This is a genomic window from Mesonia maritima (genome assembly GCF_042433895.1).
GTDB classification, from domain to species: Bacteria; Bacteroidota; Bacteroidia; order Flavobacteriales; family Flavobacteriaceae; genus Mesonia; species Mesonia maritima.
Genome location: NZ_JBHLUA010000012.1, coordinates 682605 through 703923, shown reverse-complemented (window position 1 = coordinate 703923; position 21319 = coordinate 682605). Strand labels below are relative to the sequence as shown.

The 21319-nt window shown below is 35.8% G+C and carries 13 protein-coding genes; 8 read left to right on the top strand and 5 right to left on the bottom strand.

Going from position 1 to position 21319, the window contains the following annotated elements:
- The first annotated feature begins 3 nt into the window (after positions 1-3).
- Together radA and ACFFGL_RS10065 are read left to right on the top strand one after the other, a co-directional pair.
- Positions 4-1365: a DNA repair protein RadA gene (gene radA / locus ACFFGL_RS10070; protein ID WP_309726413.1), complete on the top strand. Its 1362-nt coding sequence runs from the start codon at positions 4-6 to the stop codon at positions 1363-1365.
- A gap of 31 nt (positions 1366-1396) precedes the next feature.
- On the top strand, positions 1397-2527 hold the full coding sequence (locus ACFFGL_RS10065) for a M23 family metallopeptidase (RefSeq protein ID WP_309726415.1): 1131 nt from the start codon (positions 1397-1399) through the stop codon (positions 2525-2527).
- Between the two features lie 108 nt (positions 2528-2635).
- Here ACFFGL_RS10065 and ACFFGL_RS10060 read toward each other — a convergent pair whose 3' ends face one another.
- Both ACFFGL_RS10060 and ACFFGL_RS10055 read right to left on the bottom strand, forming a co-directional pair.
- Positions 2636-3574, bottom strand: a complete 939-nt coding sequence (locus tag ACFFGL_RS10060; protein WP_309726417.1) for an OmpA/MotB family protein — start codon at positions 3572-3574, stop codon at positions 2636-2638.
- 11 nt (positions 3575-3585) lie between these two features.
- Positions 3586-4350, bottom strand: a complete 765-nt coding sequence (locus tag ACFFGL_RS10055) for an exodeoxyribonuclease III (protein ID WP_309727148.1) — start codon at positions 4348-4350, stop codon at positions 3586-3588.
- A gap of 128 nt (positions 4351-4478) precedes the next feature.
- Here ACFFGL_RS10055 and ACFFGL_RS10050 point away from each other — a divergent pair, with 128 nt between their 5' ends.
- From ACFFGL_RS10050 to ACFFGL_RS10040, 3 genes are all read left to right on the top strand, one after another.
- Complete coding sequence (locus ACFFGL_RS10050; protein ID WP_374708744.1) at positions 4479-7889, top strand: hypothetical protein; 3411 nt, start codon at positions 4479-4481, stop codon at positions 7887-7889.
- Between the two features lie 72 nt (positions 7890-7961).
- The gene (locus ACFFGL_RS10045; protein WP_309726420.1) at positions 7962-8738 is read left to right on the top strand and encodes a LamG domain-containing protein; all 777 of its coding nucleotides are present in this window, start codon (positions 7962-7964) and stop codon (positions 8736-8738) included.
- Between the two features lie 121 nt (positions 8739-8859).
- Positions 8860-11511: a BspA family leucine-rich repeat surface protein gene (locus ACFFGL_RS10040; protein WP_309726422.1), complete on the top strand. Its 2652-nt coding sequence runs from the start codon at positions 8860-8862 to the stop codon at positions 11509-11511.
- 53 nt (positions 11512-11564) lie between these two features.
- Here ACFFGL_RS10040 and ACFFGL_RS10035 read toward each other — a convergent pair whose 3' ends face one another.
- Genes ACFFGL_RS10035 through ACFFGL_RS10025 form a run of 3 tightly spaced genes read right to left on the bottom strand, consistent with a single transcriptional unit; the run spans position 11565 to position 14276 of the window.
- On the bottom strand, positions 11565-11795 hold the full coding sequence (locus ACFFGL_RS10035) for a hypothetical protein (protein ID WP_309726424.1): 231 nt from the start codon (positions 11793-11795) through the stop codon (positions 11565-11567).
- A 6-nt stretch (positions 11796-11801) separates the two neighbouring features.
- Positions 11802-13346 carry a glycine--tRNA ligase gene (locus ACFFGL_RS10030; protein WP_309726426.1) on the bottom strand — a complete coding sequence of 515 codons (1545 nt, stop codon included), beginning with the start codon at positions 13344-13346 and terminating at the stop codon, positions 11802-11804.
- Positions 13347-13394: 48 nt separating this feature from the next.
- A complete protein-coding gene (locus ACFFGL_RS10025) occupies positions 13395-14276 on the bottom strand; it encodes a hypothetical protein (protein WP_309726428.1) in 882 nt (293 codons plus the stop codon).
- A 62-nt stretch (positions 14277-14338) separates the two neighbouring features.
- Between ACFFGL_RS10025 and ACFFGL_RS10020 the strand changes: the two genes are divergently transcribed.
- From ACFFGL_RS10020 to ACFFGL_RS10010, 3 genes are all read left to right on the top strand, one after another.
- A complete protein-coding gene (locus ACFFGL_RS10020) occupies positions 14339-15019 on the top strand; it encodes a ComF family protein (RefSeq protein ID WP_309726431.1) in 681 nt (226 codons plus the stop codon).
- Between the two features lie 41 nt (positions 15020-15060).
- Positions 15061-16674 carry an Ig-like domain-containing protein gene (locus tag ACFFGL_RS10015; protein ID WP_309726433.1) on the top strand — a complete coding sequence of 538 codons (1614 nt, stop codon included), beginning with the start codon at positions 15061-15063 and terminating at the stop codon, positions 16672-16674.
- 397 nt (positions 16675-17071) lie between these two features.
- A complete protein-coding gene (locus ACFFGL_RS10010) occupies positions 17072-21085 on the top strand; it encodes a two-component regulator propeller domain-containing protein (RefSeq protein ID WP_309726434.1) in 4014 nt (1337 codons plus the stop codon).
- The last annotated feature ends 234 nt before the right edge of the window (positions 21086-21319 follow it).

Sequence of the window (21319 nt, the reverse complement as noted above, 5' to 3'; positions counted from 1 at the left end):
TTTATGGCGAAAACAAAAACGACTTTTTATTGTCAAAACTGCGGCGCGCAACATTCAAAATGGCAAGGACAATGTTCTTCTTGCAAACAATGGAATACGTTAGTTGAAGAAGTTATTCAAAAAAAAGATACCAAAGATTGGAAAACCGAACAATCGCCTGTAAAACGAACGCCAAAACCAACGCTAGTAAACGAAATAAAATACGAACAAGAAGCACGATTAAACACAAATAATAACGAATTAAATCGTGTTTTAGGCGGCGGAATTGTCCCGGGTTCCTTAACTTTATTAGGTGGTGAACCGGGAATCGGAAAAAGTACGTTATTGCTTCAAATTTCATTGAATTTAAATTATCGAACCTTATACGTTTCCGGAGAAGAAAGTCAGCAACAAATAAAAATGCGTGCGGAACGGATTAATCCAAATCCTGCAAATTGCTACATTTTAACAGAAACTAAAACACAAAATATTTTCAGGCAAGTTGAAAAATTAGAGCCTGAAATAATTATTATTGATTCCATCCAAACACTTCATAGCGATTTCATTGAAAGTTCCCCGGGAAGCATTTCGCAAATTCGCGAATGTACTTCAGAACTTATAAAATTCGCCAAGGAAACGCACGTTCCTGTTTTATTAATAGGGCATATAACCAAAGAAGGAAGCATCGCCGGACCAAAAGTTTTAGAACATATGGTCGATACGGTTTTACAATTTGAAGGCGATAGAAATCACGTGTATCGAATTTTACGCGCACATAAAAATCGTTTTGGCTCTACGCACGAATTGGGCATTTACGAAATGCAAGGCGAAGGTTTGCGAGAAGTTACCAATCCGTCAGAAATATTAATTTCCAAAAATGATGAAGATCTCAGCGGAACCGCAATTGCCTCAACTTTAGAAGGAATGCGACCGTTAATGATCGAAATTCAAGCTTTGGTAAGTACCGCAGTTTACGGAACTCCACAACGCTCCACAACCGGTTACAATGCCAAACGCCTAAATATGATTTTGGCGGTTTTAGAAAAAAGAGCCGGATTTCGTTTAGGCGCAAAAGATGTTTTCTTAAATATTACCGGCGGAATTTCGGTAGACGATCCCGCAATTGATCTAGCCGTTGTCGCTGCTATTCTTTCTTCCAATGAAGATATTGCCATTGCACGCGATATTTGTTTTGCGGCAGAAGTTGGTCTTGCAGGAGAAATTAGACCGGTACCAAAAGCTGAACAACGAATTTTAGAAGCTGAAAAATTAGGATTCGCTACAATTATTATTTCCAAACAAAGTAAAATTACGAAGGGAAATTTTTCAATCAACGTGCAGAAAGTATCTAGAATTGAAGAAGTAGTAGAATATTTATTCGGTTAAATTGGCATAATTCGTGAATTAATTTCTTTTGATGAAAAAGAAAAATATTTTACCCTTTTTGGTACTTTTCAGCATTATTGTAATAAGCTGTTCAAAATTAAATTCTGTTACCGATGCGATCACAAATCCAAACGCTAGAAAAATTTATAGCCGCGAATTTAAAGATCGGCAACCGGTTTTTGATAGATGGAAAGAAAATTTTGAAAATGCCAAACAAGATAGTCTTCAAATAAATTTACCTTATGCTGAAAAAGGGACTTTTTTTCCGCATCTAGCGCAAGTTTATAGCTATACTTTTAACCTTCAAAAAGGCACAATTTTTACTGCTGAAATTGAAAAAGATTCTAGCAACCAACGCATTTTTATTGATTTATTTGGAGAAAGAGATTCCACTTTCTTTCAGATAAAGAGTAACGAAATTTCACAAGATAAATTAAGTTTTACTCCGAATAAAGATGGAAATTATAAAATAATAATTCAACCTGAAATTGCTGCTCATTCCAATTTTTTCATCTCTTTTTTCACAAAGCCGACTTATTATTTTCCGGTAGCAGGAAAAGGGAATTCTGCTATTCAAAGTTTTTGGGGAAATGCTAGAGATGGAGGAAAAAGAAGTCACGAAGGAATAGATATTTTTGCTGAAAAAGGAACACCGGTTGTAGCAGCGGTAAACGGTAGAATTAGCAGAACGGGAAACCGTGGTCTCGACGGAAAACAGGTTTGGTTACGTGCAGGTTTGTTTGGGAATTCTTTATATTACGCTCATTTAGATAGCATAATTGCAAAACCAAATGACAACGTAAAAATTGGCGATACATTAGGTTTAGTGGGAAATACCGGAAATGCAAAAACTACTCCGCCACATTTACATTTTGGGATTTACAGAATTGGTGCAAAAAATCCGTTACCTTACATCTTTAAAACTGAAAAAGTAACACCTGAATCGTTCGTGCAAAATTTTACTTCCACATTTATAGTCATAAAAACTTTGAAAGCGAACTTGCGAGAAGGCCCTTCTACTTCTTTTAAAAAAGTTGGAGAATTAACCCAAAATGATACGCTTCAATTATTAGGAGAATTCAGAGAGTGGCTTCACGTAAAAACTTTTAAAAATCAACAACAAGCTTTTATTCATGAGTCGTTGGTAAAAATGCTAGAATAATTTTATGCGCCAGGGATGGAAGCGGCATCCTTTTATGTAGCAAAGCGAAATAAAAGATATAGCGGACAGCCCGACCCCGCTTTTTTGCGGGGTGGTGTACAAAAATTTTTAGCTGTCTTCTAACAAACGGCTTACTTCATCTAATTTTGGCGTAAGAACTACCTCTATTCTTCGGTTTTTTGCTTTTCCTTCCGGACTATTATTACTGGCGATTGGCGCATATTCTCCACGTCCAGCCGCAGTTAAACGAGTGGGATCGATATTTGCATTTTCTTGTAAGAGATGAACTATGGAAGTGGCTCTTTTAGTTGAAAGATCCCAATTATCTTGTAAAGCTCCGCTTCCGCCGTACGGAACATTATCGGTATGACCTTCAATTAAAACACTGATATCTGGGTTTTGCGCTAACACCAATCCTAATTGTTTTACAGCTTGTTTACCTTGGCTTCCAACTGCCCAACTTCCGGAATCGAAGAGTAATTTATTTTCCATGGAAACATAAACTTTGCCATTTCTTCTTTCTACGGTTAAGCCTTTCCCTTCAAAATTTGTAAGTGCTGCAGAGACACTATTTTTTAAAGTTTGCATTTTTTCTTCTTTAGCGGCTATCATATTTTCAAGCTCTTTTATTCGTGAGGATCTTTCAGCCAACTCCTTTCGTTCATTTCTCAATAAATTTTGTTTTTCCTCCAACTCTTCAATTAGCATTCTATTTCGTTTAGAATTTTCTAACAGAGTGGACGAACTTTTATCTTCTAAAGCATCATATGATTGTTGTAATTTTTCATAAGATTCTTCTATCTGAGCAATTTTGCTTTCTAATAATTCTTTTTCTCTATTCTGTTCTTGAAATTCTCTTGATATTTCTGTAGAACTAGCGTTAATTTCTTCTAATTTTTCCTCACAATTATTTGCTTTAGAAGCTATTTGTTCATTTTGTTGCTCTAATTGTTTATATTGTTGCTCTAATTCGTTAAACTTTTTTGCTGGAACACAAGCTGTTAAAACGCTAATAAGCAGAATTACTAAAATGGATATTTTTTTCATACTTTTTATTTTTAAATATTTATTTCTAATAAAATGGGACAATGGTCGCTATGATAAGCTTCCGATAATATAACGGCTCTTTCAATTCTTTTGTGTATTGGCTCAGACACCATTTGGTAATCAATACGCCAACCTTTATTATTGGCTCTCGCGTTTGCTCGGTAACTCCACCAAGAATATTCTACAGCTTCAGTATTTAAATGACGAAAGGAATCTACAAATCCGCTGTCTAGAAAACCACTTAGCCATTCACGTTCCACCGGTAAAAAACCTGAAACATTTTTTAAACGCACAGGATCATGAATATCAATTGGTTCATGACAAATATTATAATCGCCACAAACCACCAAATTAGGAATTTCTTCAGTTAAATTATCAATATACTGCTGAAATTCATCCATGTATTGTAATTTAAATTCCAGTCGATTTATATTGGTTCCCGAAGGCAAATACAAACTCATTACGGAAATATCATCAAAATCGGCACGAATATTTCTTCCTTCAGCATCCATATAATCTATTCCAGTTCCGTAACTTACTTTATTCGGTTCAACTTTACTTAAAATCGCAACGCCGCTGTAGCCTTTTTTTTGTGCCGGATACCAATAGCAATATTTATAGCCTAACTCGTGAAAAACAGCTTCGTCAAACTGATCTGGATTTGCTTTAATTTCCTGCAAACACAACACATCTGGATTGGCTTGCGACAGCCACGTGAGAAAATCTTTACGAAGTGCAGCTCGAATTCCGTTTACATTATATGAAATGATTACCATTGCGTAGTTTTGAAACAAAAATATAATTTTTCAGTTAGGAAACTAGCTTCAAAGAAAATTTAGCGACCAACACAATTAAAAGCACATTTTTGAAATAATATTTTTAAAATGATTTAGTTTTACTCATAATGCGAAGTCTAATTTTTTTCTTACTCTTTTTAAGCAGCGGGCTTTTGCTGAAAGCGCAAGAAACTCCTATGAATGCTCCGCAGAAAAAATTAGCCGTTCGCGATACCATTAAAATTGATTCTGTAAGTATTCGAGCCGATGGATTTCAGCTTTATTCGAAAGAAGGAAAAGTAATAGATTCTACACAATACCAAGTGAATTTTGCTGAAAGTTATTTAATTCTGAACGATTCCACGAAAAATAAACTCGATTCCATTGCGGTTTATTACCGAAAATATCCTGAATTTTTAACCAAAAAATATTATCAATTCGATCCTTCTATAATTGCTGAAGGGAACCGCACACAACGCATTTACAAATTAGGACAACCAAGCAACGTACGTTCGTTTACACCTTTTGACGGATTAAATACCAGCGGAAGCATTTCCCGTGGAATTACCGCCGGAACCAATCAAAATACAGTTCTCGATTCTGAATTGGACTTACAAATTTCAGGAAAAATATCGCCAAAAGTAAGTTTACGAGCTTCCATTCAAGATTCAAACATTCCAATTCAAGAGAGTGGTTATTCGCAAAATTTAGATGAATTCGACCAAGTTTTTATCGAATTATATGGTAAAAATTGGAACATTCGCGCCGGCGATGTCGATCTTATTCAAGATGACTCTTATTTTGCTAGTTTCACAAAAAAAGTACAAGGTTTATCGGTTGGCGCAACGCTAAATCCCGAGGGAAATAGAACCCAGGTTTATGCCGCCGGAGCGCTAGTTCGCGGGGTTTTTACGCGAAATCAATTTCAGGCGCAAGAAGGAAATCAAGGTCCGTATAAACTTACCGGTCCGAATGGCGAATTATTTGTGTTAATTGTTTCCGGAAGTGAATCGGTTTTTGTGAACGGAATTCGTGTAGAACGTGGTGAAAATGAAGATTATATCATCGATTATAATGCGGGAGAAATTATTTTTAATTCTACTTTTCCGATTACTTCAGAAATGAGAATTACGGTAGAATTTCAATATGCCGACAGAAATTATTCGCGAATTGTAGCTACCGGCGGCGGAAAATATTATGGCGAAAAACTACAATTAGGCGCGTTTGTGTATTCTGAAAATGATTTGCGAAATCAACCGCTTCAGCAAAATTTAAGTGAACAACAACAGCAAATTCTTTCTGAAGCCGGCGACAATGAAAGTGAGATGATTGCTCCAAGCGCGGTTCCCGATACGTTTGATGAGAATAAAGTTTTATACCGAAAAGAAATTCAAAATGGTGAAGAAATTTTTGTGTATTCTACCAATCCTGATGATGAACTTTTTAATGTAAAATTCAGTTTAGTTGGTGAAAATCAAGGAAATTATGTGTTAACTAACGCTACTTCAATTTCAAAAATTTATGAATATGTCGCGCCAGTTAACGGAATTCCGCAGGGAAATTATGCGCCGATCACGCAACTTTTCTCACCTAAAAAATTACAAGTTGCCGTTGTAAATGGCGCTTACAAACCAAGCGAAAAAACGCAAGTAGATTTTGAATTCGCGGGAAGTAAAAATGATGAGAATTTATATTCAGATTTAGATGACGATGATAACGATGGCTTTGCGGGAAGAATTGCTGCAAAACAAAATTTATTCACTTCTGAAGAACAAACGAAACTCAACGCTTTTGGCCGCGTAAATTACATTCAAGAACGCTACCAAAGTATCGAACGTTTGTACAATGTAGAATTTAACCGCGATTGGAATTTAACAAATCCTGAAGGAAACCAAAGTTTTGTAGATGCGGGATTAGAATATGTAAGTCCTACAAACGGCGCGGCGACTTATAGTTTTCAGAAATTAGATTATAGCGACAATTACAGCGGCGCGAGACAATTGTTACAATCGAATGTAAAATTCGGAAAATTGGCAGTTCAATTAAACGGAAGTTTTTTAAAAAGTGATGCTGAAATTTTTGATTCTGAATTTCTCCGGCTTTCAACAAATACCGTTTACGATTTTGGGAAAGTGTGGGCAGGAACACGAATTGCCTTAGAAGATAATGAACAAATTGATAACGAAACCGAAGAACTCACCGGAATTAGTCAGCGCTTTAATAGTTATGAAGTTTACACCGGAATTGGCGACAGTACTGATGTTTACGCTGAAATTGGCTATCGTTACCGCGTGAATGACAGTTTACGAAATTCAGCTTTGCAGCGCGTGAGCAATTCAGATAATTATTATTTACGCTCGCAATTGATAAATTCAGAAAAGACAAAACTTTCGGTTTTTGCGAATTATCGAAAACTGGATAATGAAGAAGAAGGCGTGGAAGATGAACACTCGCTGAATTCCCGCGTTTTATACAATCAGTTTTTATTTGATCGTATTTTAAACTTAAATACCGCTTATGAAACCAATAGCGGAACGCTTCCGCAACAAGAATTTACGTATGTGGAAGTGAACGCCGGCGAAGGACAATATACGTGGAATGATTATAATAATAATGGCGTTCAGGAATTAGAAGAGTTTGAAATTGCGCCATATCCCGATCAGGCAAAATATGTTCGTATGTTGTTGCCGAACCAGATTTTTGTAAAAACGCATCAGAATAAATTCAGTCAAATTATCAGTTTAAATTTTCAGCAATGGAGCGATGAGAAAGGCACGAAAGGGTTTCTATCACATTTTTACAACCAAACTTCGTATTTAATTGACCGAAAAATAGAACGCGAAGGCGATAATTTTGATTTAAATCCGTTTAACGATGACGGAAAAGAATTGGCGGCGAACCTCAACTTTAGAAATACCATTTTTTTTAACCGCGGAAAACAGCGTTACACCACTTCGTACAGTTATATTTCTACGCGGAATAAAAATTTACTTTCCACCGGATTGCAAGAAAACACTTTGCAAAGTCATCAAATTACATTTAACCATAAATTTGAAAAAAGTTGGTTAATTACCTTAAAAAATCATTACACGGAAAACGAAAGCCTTTCTGAAAATTTTGAAAACCGAAACTATAAAATTGAAGGATTTCTGGCAAACCCTGAACTTTCGTATTTACTTTCACAAAGTACGCGTTTTGATGTTTTTTATCAATTTCAAGAACACAGCAATTTATTAGGCGATCGCGAAGAATTAGATCAGCATAAAATTGGAGCTTCATTTACGTTTAATAACGCACAAAAATATTCTTTCAATGGTGAGTTTAATTACATTTATAACGATTTTACCGGAAGTGCATTTTCACCCGTAGCTTACCAAATGTTGCAAGGTTTACAGCCTGAAAAAAACTTTACGTGGACACTTTTAGCCCAAAAAAAACTGACAAATTACCTGGATTTAAATTTATCCTATTTTGGCAGAAAAAGTGAAAATTCTAATACTATTCACACCGGAAGTGTACAATTGCGAGCTTATTTTTAAAAATTATATTAAAGAGTAGGGTTTTTATATTTTAAGTTGTTATATATTTAGATAACCAAATCTCATTAAATTATGAAGAATTCAACTATCCTTTCTGCTATTTTATTTTGTTTTTTTATTTTAACATCTTGCTCAGATGACGAAAAGAATGAAGAAATTAATGAAATAAATCCATTGATTTGCATTCCAGCTAATCTACAGAGTAATACGATTGCTTTTTATCCATTTTCTAATGGTAGCTTAAATGATGGTGTAAATTCTAATATTTTGACTAACACAACATCTGCACATTCTTCATCTGATAGAAATTCTAATCAAAATTGTGCATTTGAGTTTGATTCTTCTTCAAATGATTTTGTTTCAACAACTAATACTAATTTTTTAAATAATCTATCTGAATTCTCAGTTTCACTTTGGTTTAAACCAAACCAACCTGGTGACGGAAATTATCACGTGCTTTTAAGTAGAGATGATGGGTTGCACTGCCCAGACACCAATGGACAGTGGTCTTTAGGACTTTATGATGGTAACCAACCTGTTTTTGGTTACCTTAATGCTGTATGGGATTTTTCTTGGAAATATAATATCGATTACAATAATTGGCATCATTTAGTAGCCACATATAATCAAGTAAATAACTCGTTAAGCATTTATAGAAATGGTATTCTTAGAAATTCTAAAACTGGAATTGAAACAGGCTGTGGAACAACCCCAACAGTTCAAGACATTGGAGATTTAATAATTGGTAAATTTTTTGATGGCAAGATTGATGACATTATAATTTTCAATAAAGAATTAAATCAATCACAAATTACAGCATTATTTGAAATGGATCCTTGTTGCCAATAAACTGTTTACAACCTCACAATTAATAAAACATAAAAATTTTAGCTTGTTACAAGACTGAAAACAATTTATCATTTCACGTAACTTGTAGTATAAAATCACGACAACCAAATCTCATTAAATTATGAAAAACATATACCTATTTATTCTTTTCGTTTTTATTTCTTTCTACACAACCGCACAAAACCAAGATTTTATTACTACTTGGGAAGTTACTTCAAGTGATTTGAGTATTACGATACCCACTCATCCCGGATCAACTTATAATTATACCGTAGATTTTGGCGATGGCACAATTTTAAATAATCAATCTGGTAATACAACATATACCTACGCCAATGCTGGAATTTATACCGTTAGCATTTCTGGGACTTTCCCAAGAATTTATTTTAATTATGGCGGTGATTTAAATAAAATAAAGTCAATTGAACAATGGGGAGATATAGAATGGAAATCAATGAGAAATGCTTTTAGCAAATGCAAAAATCTAAATATAAATGCTATAGACGCTCCAGACTTAACACTAGTAACAGATATGGGTTCTATGTTTGCAGAAGCTTCAAATTTTAATAGTAATAATTCGATTACAACTTGGAACGTCTCTAATGTTATAAACATGGAAGCTCTATTTCTTCAGACAACAGCATTTAATCAGTCACTTAATAATTGGAATGTTTCTAATGTAACTAATATGAGTATGATGTTTGCCTTTTGCAGTTCTTTTAACCAACCCTTAAATAATTGGAATGTTTCTAATGTAACAACTATTGATCACATGTTTATGAACGCAAGTTCATTTAACCAAGATTTAAATAATTGGGATGTGTCCAATGTTACAGATATGCGATACCTTTTTGAAGGTGCGAGTTCATTTAATCAACCACTTGCTAATTGGGATGTTTCGAGTGTAAATAAAATGACATCTATGTTCAAGCAAGCTAGTTCTTTTAATCAGCCTTTAAATAATTGGAATATCTCTACTCAAAATCTAGTTCAATTCTTAGATAATTCTGGGATGGATATAAATAATTATGATAATTTTTTATCTCATTTAGTTACTTTAGGCTTACAGCAAGGTATCTTAGGCGCAAACGGTTTAGAATATTGCAATTTTTCTACGAGAGATTATATAGAAAAAAATCTAGGTTGGGCAGTCAAAGGAGATTACCCATTTCTAAACTGTAATTCAATTGTGGGGGAAATAACCTATGATGAAAACAATAATGGCTGCGATCCAGCAGACCAAGGAGTTTCAGGTTTTATGATTAACGCCAATGACGGTACAAATGATTTAAAAACCTATTCGAGTAATGGCAGCTATACTTTAGGAACAATTGGAACGAACTTTACCGTTTCAGTAATAAATTATCCTAGCTACTATTCTGTAAGTCCGGCAAGCCAGAGCGTCACTTTCACTTCTTCTTCTACCGAAGTGATCGATTTTTGCGTTACTGCCAATCAAAGTATCGAAGATTTAAATATTACTCTATTACCTATTAGTGAAGCGCGTCCCGGTTTTGAAGCTGATTATCAATTAGTAGTAGAAAATTTAGGAACTCAAACTATACCAAACGCAACGGTAACCGTAGATTTTGATGACGCCATGCAAAGCTTTGTTAGTGCCAGTGTAACGCCAACTTCTACCACCGCAAATCAATTAACCTTTGACGTTAATAATTTACACCCGCTTACCAATCAAAAAATTGATTTTACCCAACAAACTTTTCAGCCGCCTACGGTAAATGGAGATGATATTTTAAGTTTTACTGCCACAGTAACGCCTAATACAAACGATAATACGCCAACTGATAACGTATTCAATTTTGATCAAGTGGTTGTAAATTCTTATGACCCTAACGACAAACAAGTATTACAGGGTGAAGAAATTTATGAGGAAGAGACCGATGAATATTTAGATTACCTTATCCGTTTTCAAAATACAGGAACAGCAAGTGCCATTAATGTTCGAATTTTAGATACACTTCATCCAAAATTAGATTACAGTACCTTAAAACCGGTAAGTGCAAGTCATAATTACCACATTGAAATTACAGATGAAAACCAAGTGGAGTTTATTTTTGACGGAATTAATTTACCTGATGAAAACACTAACGAGCCTGCAAGTCACGGATTTGTGGCTTATAAAATTAAACCGAAAAACGATGTGACGGTTGGTGACTTTATAGAAGGCGACGCGCGTATTTATTTTGATTTTAACGCGCCTATCATAACTAATATGACTTCAACTGAAATTATAGATAATATCATTTTGCCACCAACGGTTGATTTTATAGGAGATAAAACAAATATTGATAAAGATGTAGCTGTAAGTTTTACTGATTTAAGTTCAAATAGTCCTACTAGCTGGGAATGGACGTTTGATGGAGGAACACCAAACACATCTTCACAACAAAACCCTACAGTAACTTACCAACAAGAAGGTACATATTCTGTAACTCTTAAAGCAACTAATACGGGTGGTTCAAACATTTTAACAAAATCAAATTATATTGAAGTCAAGCAATTAAGTGTAAAAACAGAATTAAATAAACAAATCACAATATATCCAAATCCAACTAAAAATATTCTAAATATAGAAATAAAGAATCATCAAGAGATTGAAAAAATAAAAGTTTACAATATTGAAGGTGTAACATTGCAGATCATTCAAGAAAACCGAAAACAATTAAATGTAGAGAATTTAAGTGCAGGAATTTATTTTATTAAAATCACTACAGATCGAGGCGTCGTAACAAAACGCTTAATAAAGGAATAAACTAACTTTTAAATAAGACTAGAAAAAAAGCACCGAATTAAACGGTGCTTTTTTTATTTATTCTTCTGTAATTTCAATTCTAATTCCTGAATTTTAGCATTTTTCTCTCTTACCAAAATTCGGTGGTGTCGGAGTTCTGTGATAAAATAAATGATCACAAAAATATTTTGTAAATCCATCGAAATATATTTCTCACCTAACGGAAAGAGACGTGCTATCCATAAAATCATAAAGATTGAAATAGCACTAACGCTTATATATTTCCATAGTTTTTTATTCTTCAAAAAAATCTATTTTCCTTTTTGAAGCCAAGTTTTAAAATCTACTTCTTTGGCAATTATATTTTTTAATTCTGAAATAGGAACTCGTTTTTGTTCCATCGTGTCTCGATGACGAATCGTTACTTGATTATCTTCTTTTGTTTCATGATCTATCGTAATACAAAATGGCGTTCCTGCGGCATCTTGTCTTCTGTAGCGTCTTCCTACCGCATCTTTTTCGTCATACGTAATATTAAAATCCCATTGTAAATCTTCTACGATTTGCTGAGCGATTTCAGGTAAACCATCCTTTTTCACTAATGGAAAAATTGCAGCTTTGTAAGGCGCTAAAATTGCCGGTAATTTTAAAACCGTTCTCGAACTTCCATCTTCTAATTCTTCATCTTTTAACGAGCTAGAAAAAACTGCTAAAAACATACGATCTAAACCTATGGAGGTTTCAATTACATAAGGCACATAATTTTTATTCATTTCAGGATCGAAAAACTGCAATTTCTTACCAGAATGTTTTTCGTGTGCTTTTAAATCGAAATCGGTTCTCGAATGAATCCCTTCTAATTCTTTAAATCCGAAAGGAAAATTAAATTCGATATCGGTTGCGGCGTTCGCATAATGCGCCATTTTTTCATGATCGTGGAAACGATAATTTTCTTCCCCTAAACCTAAAGAAGCATGCCAATTTTGACGTGTTTCTTTCCAATGTTCAAACCATTTTAATTCTTCTCCGGGGCGAACAAAAAATTGCATTTCCATTTGTTCAAATTCTCGCTGACGGAAGATAAATTGTCTCGCTACAATTTCATTTCTGAAGGCTTTTCCTATTTGAGCGATTCCGAAAGGAATTTTCATTCGCCCGGTTTTTTGTACGTTGGCAAAGTTTACAAAAATACCTTGAGCGGTTTCGGGACGCAAATACAAATCTGTTGCGCTATCCGCTGAAGCGCCTAATTTTGTACCGAACATTAAATTGAATTGCTTCACATCGGTCCAGTTTTTTGATCCACTTTCGGGACAAGCAATTCCTAATTCTTCGATTAATGCTTTTACATCGGCTAAATTCTCTTCAGTTAACGATTTTGCCAAACGCTCCAGAATTTCTTTTTCTTCTTTTTTATAGCGGATTACACGCGGATTGGTGGTAATAAATTCTTCTTCATCGAATTTATCGCCAAAACGTTTACGAGCTTTTGCAATTTCTTTTTGCGCCTTTTGATTTATTTTTTCAGCATGATCTTCAACTAAAACATCGGCGCGATAGCGTTTTTTAGAATCTTTATTGTCAATTAACGGATCGTTAAAAGCATCGACGTGACCGGAAGCTTTCCACGTGGTTGGATGCATTAAAATTGCAGCATCTAAGCCCACAATATTTTGGTGCAATTGCACCATGCTTTTCCACCAATATTCTTTAATATTTTTTTTGAGTTCGGCTCCGTTTTGTCCGTAATCGTAAACCGCGCTTAAACCGTCATAAATTTCTGAAGATGAAAAAATATAACCGTATTCTTTTGCGTGCGCTATTACTTGCTTAAAAGTGTCGTCTTGTTTTGCCATAGGGCAAAAATAAAAAACGCTTTTGATTAAATGGAAATGCTGCTGAAATTATTTTAGTTTAAAACTTGTGGATCCAATTAAGGTCGCACCATCGAAAACATTTACTACATAACGACCTTCGGTTAAACCTTTTTCTGAAACTTCTACCAACATACAAATATCTAGTTCTTCATTTTGGTAATCTATTGTATTTAACGAACTGTAACGAAGTGTTTTTTCTTTAAACTGAATATTTTTCTTTAAGCCTAACAAATTATTTTTCGGGTTAATTACTTGAATAAATAATTGTCGTTCACCTGGTTCTATAATTGGGTTTTCATTAATAGTGAAACAAACTTGTAATTGTTCTGCACGTTTGGCTCTTGTTACTTCAACAGCTTCTTTATTATTTCGTAAAACTACCGCGTGACCTGTAATTGATGAAATTTGTAGAATAGAGGTTTTTTTAACTTTTTCAGCTAATTGTTTATTTTCAACATTCACCGAATCCATCATTTTTTTATTTTGCTCTAACATGGTAGAAGTACTGTCTATTTCTTGGCGAAGCGTATTATTTTCATGAGAAAGACTATCGACTACATCGCTTAAGCGCTCTTTTTCAAGTTTTAGTAATTCTACTTGCACTCTGTATTTTCGTAAAGTTGTAGCGCTAATATCCATCTTTTTTAGACTATCTACCAAAACCGATATGCGTTCTTGCTCCGCTTTTAAATCGTCTTTTAAAGATGAATTTTCATTCATTAAATTTTGGTAATCATCTTTTAACTGCTGTAATTCTTTTTGCAATTGTTCATTTTCACGATGAACAATACTGCTGTTTTCCTTATTATCTTTATAAAAATTAAGTGTAAAAATACCCAGACCAATTAGGCAAATACACAAAATAGCTATTAAAACTTTGAGAACCTTATTATTCTTTTTTTCACTCATAGAGAATGGCTTAACATGATATTTTTGTACCTTCAAATATCATTGTCTAACTTCTTTCATTTGTGTTAACTGATTTATTCAATCTATTTTTCCCAAAAACTTGTGCCGTTTGTAGAGAAAATCTTATTTCTGAAGAAGCGGTAATTTGTACTTCTTGCCTTCATCAGTTACCACTTACAAATTATCATTTATATAACGAAAATACGGTAAAAAAAGTTTTCTACGGAAGAGTTTCTGTAGTAAATGCAACTTCATTTCTGTATTTCTATAAAAATAGCATTACCCAAACGTTAATTCACGCGCTTAAGTATAAGGGAGTTGAAGAAATTAGTGCGTTTCTAGGAAGTTGGTATGTCGAAAAATTAAATGAAACTTCTTGGGTTACTGATATTGATGCGATTGTTCCGGTTCCGCTTCATAAAAAGCGCCTGCGAAAACGAGGTTACAACCAAGTGGAAGGTTTTGGAAAGGCGCTTGCAACTCATTTTTCACTTCCGTATACCAATGATGTTTTAATAAAAACTTCAGCAACCCGAACGCAAGTTTTTAAAAGTAGATTGGCGCGCTCGAATATTCAAACGCACAATTTCGCTCTAAAAAACAAACAAAAGTTAGCAGGAAAACATATTTTACTAGTCGACGATATTGTAACTACAGGAGCAACTTTAGAGACTTGCGCTAATTTATTAACAGAAATTCCCGATGTAAAAATCAGTTTTGCTACGATGGCAATTACGATCTAGTAAAAAAAATTGTTTCTTTGTGTAAAATTTTCAGCTAAAGAATGTTTAAACGCTTTTTACTATTTTTTTGTTTTATCCTTTTGGCCAGCAATTTGTATAATTGTGCCAAAAGAGGAATGCCAACCGGTGGCGAGATCGATACAATTCCGCCAGTATTTATTCGTTCTAATCCCGAAAATTTTTCGACTAATTTCAATGCGAAAGAAATTAGAATTTACTTTGATGAATACATTAAACTTGACAATCCGCAAAAGCAAATTATTGTTTCTCCGCCGTTAGATCCAAAACCCGAAATTTCTCCGTTAGGCGGTGCGAGTAAATACATTCGCGTTCGCATAAGTGATACATTAAAAGAAAACACCACGTATTCAATTAATTTTGGAAATAGTATTGTGGATAATAATGAAGGAAATCCTTTTCAGTTTTTTCGATACGTTTTTTCTACCGGTGATTATATCGATTCACTAGCGCTTCGCGGAACAGCCACAAATTCCTTAAAACGCGTTATTGAAGAAGATATTTCGGTGCTACTTTACGAAGTAGATTCAACTTATACCGATTCGCTAATTTACAAAGAACCACCAACTTATATTGCTTATACAAAAGATAGCACACATACGTTTTCTGTTGAAAATATGAGAGCGGGAACCTATCAAATTGTAGCGTTGAAAGACAATAACAACAATTATAAATATGAACCCGGAAGTGACAAAATCGGTTTCAAGAAAGAATATATAACACTTCCTACGGAAGAAAATATTGACCTGAAGATTTTTAAGGAAATCTTAGATTTTGAAGTAAAACGACCCAAACAACTTTCTAAACATCATTATATTTTTGGTTTTGAAGGTGAAGTTGATAGTACCGAAATTAAATTAATCTCAGATAAACCCAACGATTACGAATACCGAATTTTTAAAGATTCAGAAAAAGATACGCTACATTATTGGTTTAAACCGAAATTAGAAAATGATAGTTTGGTTTTCGAAATTCAGAAAAAAACATATCGCGACACGCTAGTTTCTAAACATCGAGATATGGAAGCTGATTCATTAGAAATAAAAGTGAACCCAACTTCCAGTTTAGGCTTTAACAAAAATGTAGAAATACGCGCGAATATTCCGCTGGAAAAAATCGATACTTCTAAAATTTCGTTACTTGATAAAGATTTTTTAGCGGTTCGTTTTACAACGCATCATGAGAAATTTAAAAACATGTATAGTATTGTTTTTGAAAAAGAAGAACAACAAAAATACAAGTTAAAAATGCTACCCGGTTCAATTACCGATTTCTACGGAAATACGAACGACACCTTAGCATATACCTTAAACACAAAAGCGTATTCAGATCTAGGGAACTTAAAATTTACTGTTCAAAATATTGAATCGTATCCGGTAATTGTTCAATTAATTACTGAACAAGATGAAGTTTACCGCGAGCAAATTCACCATGAAAGTGATGGAAATAGTTTTGATTTTCGGTATTTAGAACCTAACACGTATTATGTTCGTGTAATTTACGATACGAATAATAATGGAATTTGGGATACCGGAAGTTTTTTAGAAAAACGCCAACCGGAAAAAGTTTTCTATTATCCAAAAAGTTTTACCATCCGACCAAATTGGGATTTTACCGAAACTTTTATTTTAAAGTAAAAATTGAAATAAATATGGAATATTCGGTTAAATCGAACACCCATTCTTTATGCAGAAAAAAAATGAGCAATGTAAATAAAGTGCCAAAAATCGTTTCATTTGCGGATTAAATCAGAGATTCTTTTTTAATTTTTCACATACAGATTCTTCTTCTAAGATTAATGAGGTGTGCTAAATGTATCGCTCGATCTAAAATGGTATCGGGTTTGTCCAAATACAGGAGAGCTTTTGCTTAATTTGTAAAGATGGACCCAGACTTTCAGCATTTCTCTAAAAAGCACATTTTTTTGTTAACTTTGACAACTATCTTATTAGAATCTGTTGCCTCTATCGAAAAAAAGGGCAAGAATATTCTTTAAGGGTGAGCATTAACAGTCCCTAAATTAAACTTTAGTTTTTGAGAAAAACGGCGCATTTTATTTTATTTTTGGCAGTAATGTATGGATGTTGCATGCCGTTGTTTTCCCAAGAAAGGGTGTCTCGTGTTTATACGCCAAACGACGGTTTGCCCGGGGCATACATTGAACATATCGACCAAGATTCGAAAGGCTATATTTGGTTTAGCGGTGATGGCAGTATGAGCCGGTATAACGGACATGAGTTTAAAAATTACATTGGAGGCAAAGACCTTACGGGAAAACGGATATTTGATAGTTACGAAATGCCTAATGGAGAACTCTATGTTATTGCAGGGTCTACAATTGACGCCATAAAAAAAGACGGCAGGGTAAGAAAAGGTGTCATTCAGAATGCTCCCCCTATGTATGAATTTTACCCACAAGAAGATGGCAGTGTTTATGCTACTTCCGGAGGAAACCTCGGCTTGTTTGAGCTTAAAAAAGACACCCTTGTCCGTTGGAGCCAAACAGGAAAAATACCGGAAGAGGAGGTTTACTTTCCCAATGCTTACCTTAGGTTGTCCGATTCCCTCCACTTGGTGGGCGGGCAATTTTATAGTAGCGAAAACAAGGAAAAACACTCCATTTACCCAAGTTTACTGTTACTGAACAATAAGGGCGACACCTTGGCCTATGACGACAAAAACCAGTCTAAACTCGTACAGCGTTTATACAAAGACCAACAAGACCGTATTTGGGTCTGTGGCAGTGAGGGGTTACACCTATTTAACCCCAATGTGACCATGGAAACTTCTCCAGAGGACGTGTATTTACCCCTACCGCCCGAGTTTGATCGTTCGGAACTTACTGATGTCTATATTATCGATATGCTACAAGACCGCAACGGCAATTATTGGTTTGCCACAAAAAAGGGGTTGGTAAAAGTAGGACCAAAAAATCACTTTTTTGTTTACGGACGCAAAGAAGGATTGCCCTCTAGCGTGGTTATCGCTTTGTGTGAAGACCGAGAAGGAAATATATGGACCGCTACCTCTGATGGAGCTGCAAAAATATCTTTGGGCGGGAACCATTTCTATTTAACAAAAAAAGACGGCTTGTACAGCAACTTTATTATAGATTTGTTACCGGAGGGCAACGGGTTGCTCTATGTTTCCACTACGAAAGGGGACAAAGGGGCGGTGCAGCAACTGGAGTTGAGCTCTGGGAAATTCAAAACCTGTATAGAGGGTTCAGGGACTTATAACCTGATAAAACCTGGTGACGGAAAGGTCTATCTCTTCAAAGAGAAAGGAAAGACTAAACAGCAACAGCTTTTTGAATTTGATACCCAAACAGGCCGCGTGGGACATAAGGTTTTTGATCTGAAAAAAGATTGGGTATACAAAACAGCCATAGCGGCAGACGGCAAAGGCCACTTCTTTACCGGATCAACCGAGCTGCAAGTGATACCTCTTTATAACGAAATGCAATACCCACTTAAAGTACCTTCTTTACAAGGGAAAATAAGCCACATTAAATTTGATTCACAAGGCCGGCTTTGGGTGGGTAATCCATACAAGCAGTTGTTCCGTCTAACACTTTCTTATAAAGATAATGGTACCGTTAAAGTGGAGAAGGTCGATGATTTTAGTCACCTTATAAAAGAATATATTATAGAAGCTCTTTTCTTTGACCAAAAAAACACACTCTGGATAGGTACCAAATCAGGCGATTTGTTGCATATCGAGAAATCGGACAGGTATAAAGAAGCTGTTGTCTACCCCAGTCTAACGGTTGGTTATGGGGAATCAAGCCAACTCAATGAAGATAGTAACGGCGTGATTTGGAATACCTCCTCCACCGGGCTGTACAAGTACGTTCCCCGGCAAAATAAAACAAGTAGAAAGGGACAAGCCACCTATCGATTTTTTGATTTTGGAAAAGCAAATACACTTAGCAATTGGGTGAGCACCCCGGTATTTCAAACCGGAAATAACGAATATTATGCTGGCACCCAAAACGGCTTGCTCTTTTTTAAAGACAGCCAAACAGATACCTTGCCCCCGCCACGAGTAACCCTTACGCAAGCTTCGGTAAACGACAGTTTGTTTTATGGCTTTGGAGAAGAAAAGCACACCTTAAAAGACCACCAAAACAACTTGCATATTGTGTTTTCGGCCCTTTCGTTTACAGATGAAGACGCAGTGCAGTACAGTTACCGGTTGGTAAGTAGTCATACAAAGAAAAACGCTTTTGGTTGGAGTGCTCCGTCCAGCCAAAACATAGTAAACTTTGCCAACTTGCAGCCCGACAATTATATTTTTGAGGTACGTGCCTTAGGCCTTAACGGAAAATGGGGGCGTCCTTCCATAGCCACTTTTAGCATTGCCCCGCCTTGGTATAAAACGTGGTGGTTTGCCCTGCTTTGTATTTTGGCTGTTGCCTTGGCCGTTTACAGTATTTTTAAAATGCGTTTGCGGAGCATAAACCGCCGGAGAACCAACCAAAAACTGCGGGAAATGGACTCCTTTAAGTCGCGTTTTTTCGCTAATATTTCACATGAGTTCCGCACACCGCTTACTTTGATAACCGCCCCGGTGGAAAAATACCTGAGCCAACCCAACCTCCCGGCCGAACAGAAAAAAGACTTGACCACCATAAACCAAAACGCAGACCGCCTTTTGGGCTTGGTCGATCAGTTGCTCGATTTATCGAAGCTGGAGTCAGGACACAAAAAATTGCAAGTAGAACAAGGTAATTTGTACCGTTTGATGCAACAGTTGGCCGATGCATTTTGGTATCAAGCAGAACAAAAACAGATTGATTATTCTGTGGAATTGGAAGAAACCAATGTGGTTTGGTTTGACCGTGACATTGTGGAAAAATCCATCATCAACCTGTTAGGCAATGCCTTTAAATATACCCCCAAGGGTGGAAGTGTCGTTTTTTCTTCGGAACGGAAAAACGGAACTTTTGAACTGTCAATAGAAAATACCGCCCTTCATTTTTCAGAAGAAAAAAAGAAACAGCTTTTTAACCGTTTTCACCAAGAAGACGACAATGCCGACGGCACGGGCATAGGTTTGGCCTTGGTAAAGGAGTTGATCACACTTTCTCACGGCACTATTTCTGTGACCAATGTCGGAACTGACAGGATATGTTTCACCCTTTCTTTTCCTATTGAAGAAAAGGCTTATGCCCCTGAAGAACGTATTGAAAAAAGCACGGAAACGCTTCCGGAAATAGAAGTGAAGCGCATGAAGGGAATATCGGTAGAAGAGAGAACGGCCGCTAAAAAACCGTCCCAAAAACTGGACGAAGACAGTCGTATATTACTAGTGGTAGAAGATAATGCTGAGCTGCGGGCTTATTTGTGCGATATTTTTTCAGACGCTTTTGCCGTGATTGAAGCCCAAGACGGGGAAGAAGGTTGGGAAAAGGCCTTGAAATGGGTGCCCGATATGGTTATTTCAGACGTGATGATGCCCAAAAAGACCGGATTGGAACTCTGCGATGACCTCAAAACCGACCCCCGAACCAGCCATATTCCCATAGTGTTGCTCACGGCCAAAAGTGGTGAGGAAAATCAAAATACCGGACTGCAAACCGGAGCCGACGACTACATTACCAAACCATTTAAGACCAAACACCTCAAGCAGAAGGTGCAAAACATTATTGCCACGCGGCAACGTTTGCGCGAACGTTATCGCCAAGAAATAGTGCTGATGCCCAAAGACTTGGCCTTTTCTTCAACAGACGAGAGTTTTCTTACAGAGATACAGGACGTATTGGAAAAGGAACTCACCTCACCCAATTTTGGTCCTGATGCATTTGGTAAGGAATTGGGAATGAGCCGTATGCAGTTGCACCGCAAACTCAAGTCACTTACAGGGGATTCTACTTCGGCTTTTATCCGTAACCAACGATTAAAGCTTGCCGCCAAGCTGTTGAAAAAGTCTGATACCAATATAGCGCAGGTGGGTTATGCTGTGGGCTTTAGTTCACCTTCCTACTTTTCACGTTCCTTTAAAAAGGTTTACGGGCAGAGCCCGAAGGAATTTTCCGGGCGGTAAACAACTTTATGGTTTACCATTAATAATGAGTTACGGGTTGTGGGTTTTGGTATTTCAGGTCTTACCTTCCGCGCTCTCAGCACCAATAACCATAGCGCATTTTTCTTCTATCTAAGTGTCCTGCATTCTCATTTTCATCCTTTTTTAACCATTGACGTAGCGATAAAAGCCAAATGATTTTATCTATCTCATTTTCAATATATTAACATTCATTATGTTACAATACTACACGTA